This window comes from Streptomyces sp. NPDC059010, assembly GCF_042740355.1.
GTDB lineage: Bacteria > Actinomycetota > Actinomycetes > Streptomycetales > Streptomycetaceae > Streptomyces.
This window is the reverse complement of sequence record NZ_JBHYJA010000006.1, coordinates 1-4,598: the sequence shown is the minus strand read 5'-3', so window position 1 is coordinate 4,598 and position 4,598 is coordinate 1. Positions and strand designations below refer to the sequence as shown.

General features: G+C 70.8%; 6 protein-coding genes. 4 read left to right on the top strand and 2 right to left on the bottom strand.

Translation table 11 applies throughout. The features are described from left to right. Window positions 1-146: 146 nt before the first annotated feature. Complete coding sequence (locus ACFWYS_RS07620; protein ID WP_384764707.1) at window positions 147-278, bottom strand: hypothetical protein; 132 nt, start codon at window positions 276-278, stop codon at window positions 147-149. A gap of 127 nt (window positions 279-405) precedes the next feature. Here ACFWYS_RS07620 and ACFWYS_RS07615 point away from each other — a divergent pair, with 127 nt between their 5' ends. From ACFWYS_RS07615 to ACFWYS_RS07600, 4 genes are read left to right on the top strand one after another with little or no spacing between them, the layout of a single operon-like run. Then, window positions 406-810, top strand: coding sequence for a DUF2795 domain-containing protein (locus ACFWYS_RS07615; RefSeq protein WP_384764705.1), 405 nt, complete (start codon window positions 406-408; stop codon window positions 808-810). Window positions 811-860: 50 nt separating this feature from the next. Further along, window positions 861-1,280, top strand: coding sequence for a CBS domain-containing protein (locus tag ACFWYS_RS07610; RefSeq protein WP_384764703.1), 420 nt, complete (start codon window positions 861-863; stop codon window positions 1,278-1,280). Window positions 1,281-1,318: 38 nt separating this feature from the next. Continuing rightward, window positions 1,319-1,870: a type 1 glutamine amidotransferase domain-containing protein gene (locus ACFWYS_RS07605; protein WP_384764701.1), complete on the top strand. Its 552-nt coding sequence runs from the start codon at window positions 1,319-1,321 to the stop codon at window positions 1,868-1,870. Continuing rightward, the gene (locus ACFWYS_RS07600; RefSeq protein WP_384764699.1) at window positions 1,870-3,963 is read left to right on the top strand and encodes a catalase; all 2,094 of its coding nucleotides are present in this window, start codon (window positions 1,870-1,872) and stop codon (window positions 3,961-3,963) included. Before ACFWYS_RS07605 ends, ACFWYS_RS07600 begins: the two co-directional genes overlap by 1 nt. A gap of 74 nt (window positions 3,964-4,037) precedes the next feature. On the opposite strand, the gene ACFWYS_RS07595 is transcribed toward ACFWYS_RS07600, so the two are convergent. Beyond that, window positions 4,038-4,322: a DUF6158 family protein gene (locus ACFWYS_RS07595; RefSeq protein WP_384764697.1), complete on the bottom strand. Its 285-nt coding sequence runs from the start codon at window positions 4,320-4,322 to the stop codon at window positions 4,038-4,040. Window positions 4,323-4,598: the final 276 nt, after the last annotated feature.

Genomic DNA, 4,598 nt, shown 5'->3' with positions numbered 1-4,598 from the left:
GATCCGGCTGGGGTACAAGGCGACGGTGCAGGAGTTCCGGCCGGGGCGGTACACGCGGCACGGCTGCGGGGGCGGAGGGGCGGGGCCGCGGACGCCGAGGGGGCCCGGCGTCCGCGGCTCGGCGGCTCGATGACGGCTCAATGCCCTCAGCGCCCCAGGGCCGCCCTTTCCTGCCGGTCCTTGTCCGGCTCCTTCGGCAGGAGCAGTTCCTCGTAGCGGCCCAGTGCCAGCACCACGCCGAGCATGAGAAGCGGAAGCAGCACAGTTATCAGTGCCATGGCCTGGTCCTTCCCCGGAACATGTGGGGGGTGAAGGCCGGGTGACCCGCCTTCCGGGGTGCAAACCCTGTGTCGGCCCCCCACTCGTCGGGTACGCGGTGCGCAGCCCGAAGATCTGGAGGGAGTCATGCAGCGAGGCAGTGACCGGCTGAGCGTTCACCGTGACGACGAGATGAAGCACGAACTACAGGGGCTGCTGAGGTCCGGGCACCCCACCCGGACCGAGGAGTGGCACGACCCGGAGCCGATCGCCGAGGACGACCCGGAGGTCGCCCGCGGGCCGGTGGGCTGGCCGGGCCCCCCGACGGCGTCCCTGGCGACGGTCCGGCTGGAGCTGGCCCGGTTCCTGGGCCGTAGCGCCTTCCCGGCGAGTCCCCGGGAGCTGATCGGCGCGTTGCGCCGCGAGTACGCGCCCGACGCCCTCGTCGAGTCGCTGGGACGGCTGCCGCGCACGGCGCGCTACGCCAACGTGCAGGAGCTGGCCGAGGCCGTGACCGGGGCCGGACGGCCCACCCGGCGGGGGAACGCGTAGGGACCCGGGCCAGGCCGGGAGACGCAGAAAGGATGGAGGAAGGACCGGACATGGCCGATTTCGTGAGGGACGTCATGACGCCGGGCGCGGTAGCCGTCCGCCCGGGCGCCTCGCTCGTCGAGGCCGCGCAGCTGATGCGCGCGCAGGACATCGGCGATGTGCTGGTGGCCGACGGGGAGCACGTCGTGGGGGTGCTCACCGACCGTGACATCACGGTGCGGGCGGTCGCGGACGGCGCCGACCCGCTGACGGTGAGCGCCGAGTCGGTGTGCTCCCCGGATCCGGTGATGATCGGGCCGGGCGAGCGGGTGTCCCTCGCGATCTCGCTCATGCGTGAGCACGCCGTACGGCGGCTGCCGGTCGTGGAGAACGGCATGCCGGTCGGTGTCGTCAGCCTCGGGGACCTGGCCGAGACGCAGGATCCCGGCTCGGCACTGGCCGAGATCAGCCGCGCCGCACCGGACGAGTGAGACGAGAAGCCACCGTCATGGAAGGAGATCGAGACACCATGCGTATCGCATTTCTGACCGCACCCGAGGGCGTCGAACAGATCGAGCTCACCGATCCCTGGCAGGCCGCGGTGGACGCGGGGCACGAACCGGTGCTGGTGTCGACGAAGCCGGGCACGATCCAGGCGTTCCACCACCTCGACAAGGCGGAGAAGTTCCCCGTCCAGGAGGTGGTGGGTGAGACCACGGCCGGCTCCTTCGGCGCACTCGTGCTGCCGGGCGGGGTCGCCAACCCGGACTATCTGCGGACCAACCGCAAGGCGGTGGCGTTCGTACGGGACTTCTTCGAGCAGGGCCGGCCGGTCGCCGCGATCTGCCATGCCCCGTGGACGCTGGTGGAGGCGGACGTCGTACGCGGCCGGGTGCTCACGTCCTGGCCCAGCCTGCGGACCGACATCGGCAACGCGGGCGGCACCTGGGTCGACGAGCAGGTACACATCTGCGACCACGGCCCGAACAAGCTGATCACCAGCCGCAAACCGAGCGATCTGGAGGCGTTCTGCGCGGCCTTCCTCGACGTGTTCGCCAGGCAGCCCGAGGAGGTCGCCTGATGGCGGACCGCAAGCAGGAGCAGCGGGAGACGTTCCGGGCGGACGACCCGGCAGCCGGTCCGCTGACCACCGACCAGGGTGTGGAGGTCGACCACACCGACGACTCGCTGGCGGCCGGTGAACGCGGTCCGACACTGATGGAGGACTTCCACTTCCGGGAGAAGCTGACCCACTTCGACCATGAGCGGATCCCGGAGCGGGTGGTGCATGCGCGGGGTGCGGGCGCATACGGCTATTTCGAACCGTACGAGTCCTGCGCGGAGTTCACGCGCGCGGCCTTTCTCCAGGATCCGTCGGTGCGGACGCCGGTGTTCGTACGGTTCTCGACGGTGCAGGGACCGCGCGGCTCGGCGGACACGGTGCGGGACGTGCGCGGTTTCGCGACCAAGTTCTATACGTCGGAGGGCAATTACGACCTGGTCGGGAACAACTTCCCGGTCTTCTTCATCCAGGACGGCATCAAGTTCCCGGACTTCGTGCACGCGGTGAAGCCGGAGCCGCACAACGACATCCCGACCGGTGCCTCCGCGCACGACACCCTGTGGGACTTCGTGTCGCTGCAGCCGGAGACGCTGCACGCGATCATGTGGCTGATGTCGGACCGGGCGATCCCGCGCAGCTACCGCATGATGCAGGGCTTCGGTGTGCACACCTTCCGGTTCGTGAACGCGGACGGGCGCGGCACGTTCGTGAAGTTCCACTGGAAGCCGAAGCTGGGCGCCCACTCGCTGGTGTGGGACGAGGCGCAGGAGTGCCAGGGCCGGGACCCGGACTTCAACCGGCGCGATCTGTGGGACGCGATCGAGGCGGGCGAGTACCCGGAGTGGGAGCTGGGCGTCCAACTCGTCGCGGAAGAGGACGAGTTCGCCTTCGACTTCGATCTTCTCGACGCGACGAAGCTCATTCCGGAGGAGCGGGTGCCGGTACGGCCGATCGGCCGCATGGTGCTGGACCGCAACCCGGAGAATTTCTTCGCCGAGACCGAGCAGGTCGCGTTCCACACCGCCAACGTCGTCCCCGGCATCGACTTCACCAACGACCCGCTGCTCCAGGCCCGCAACTTCTCCTATCTGGACACCCAGTTGATCCGCCTCGGCGGCCCCAACTTCGCCCAGCTGCCGGTGAACCGCCCGGTGGCGCCGGTCCGCACGAACCAGCGCGACGGCTACCACCAGAGCACGCTGCACCGGGGTACGAACTACTTCCCGAACTCCCTCGGCGGCGGGTGCCCCGCGCACGCCGGCGCCGACGGGCACAGCTACACGCACTACGCCGAACGCGTGGACGGCGCCAAGATCCGCCGCCGCAGTGCGAGCTTCCAGGATCACCACACCCAGCCCGCGATGTTCTGGAACAGCATGACGGACTGGGAGAAGGAGCACATCGTCGAGGCGTTCCGGTTCGAGCTCGGCAAGGTCGGCGCGATGGCGGTGCGGGCCCGTACGGTCGAGCAGCTGGCCCACGTGAACGGCGACCTGGCGGTGGCGGTGGCACGCGGTGTCGGGGTTCCGGATCCGTCCACGGCCCAGGCTGCCGACAAGCAGGCCTCGCCCGCTCTGAGCCTGGAGTCCCTGCACGGCGACGGCTCGATCCGCACCCTGCAGGTCGCGGTCCTCGTCGCCGACGGCGTCGACACCGCGCAGGTCACCTCGGTGCGTGACGCGCTCACGGCCGAGGGCGCCGTCGTGGAGGCGCTGGCGCCGGCGGACGGGGCGGTCACCGGTGCCGACGGTGAACGTTTCCCGGTCGACCGAGCGCTGCCGACCGTCGCGTCCGTGCTGTACGACGCCGTACTGCTGCCCGGCGGCCCCGTGGACACCCCGCCCACGGCCGCCGACCAGGACGCGGTCCGCTTCGTCCGGGACGCCTACCGGCACGGCAAGCCGGTGGGCGCGCTCGGCTCGGGGGTGGGCGTCCTGTCCGCCCTGGAGCCGGAGGGCGTACGGCTGTCCGCCGAGTTCCACCACACGGTCGCCGACCAGGGCGTGGTCACGGACACCTCCCCGGGCCCACCGACCGAGGACTTCCTGCACGCCTTCCGTACGGCGCTGGCCGCACATCGCCACCGGGGGCGAGCGCCGGTGCGGTGCTGAGCCGATCGGGTGGACACAATCACCAGGTCAGGTAGGGCGCGGCCACAGCTCGGCACCGGAGGGCACGCTCGCGATCACGCCGACGGAGTCGTAGGTGCCGCGCCGGTTCCCGAGCGGTCGCGGGCGCCCTCGCGGGTTCGGCCCGCGGCGACCGTGCGGCGTGGATTGCGGCGCAGGTATTCGCCCTCCAGCTGGGCCATGCGTTCGTTGTGGGCCCGCAGTGCGTCGTTCGAGCCGTACAGCAGCGTGTCGTGGCGCGTCCGGTGGATGGTCTCCAGCTCCTTCATGAGCTGCTGGTCGTCCAGCCGGCCGGGGTCGACTCCGGTCATCGTGGTGCCCCGCTCGTCGTGGTCCGTCATGCGGTCCGGGTACCCGCCCGGCGAGCACACAGCCCCCGGGCGGGGTACGGGAGAGAGCCATGGATCTCGCCTGTCCAATCCACTGTACGAACACCCCGGCCCCTGAGCCTCCGTGCACGCCACCCGCCCGGGCTTGTCTCGCCCCCGCCGCCCCTACCCGTCCCATCCCTGGGGGCTGCCGCCCCCAGACCCCCGCTTCGGCCCTGAAGGGGCCTCGTCCTCAAACGCCGGACGGGCTGAAAAAGCGTAAATCCAGCCCCTCCGGCGTTTGAGGAG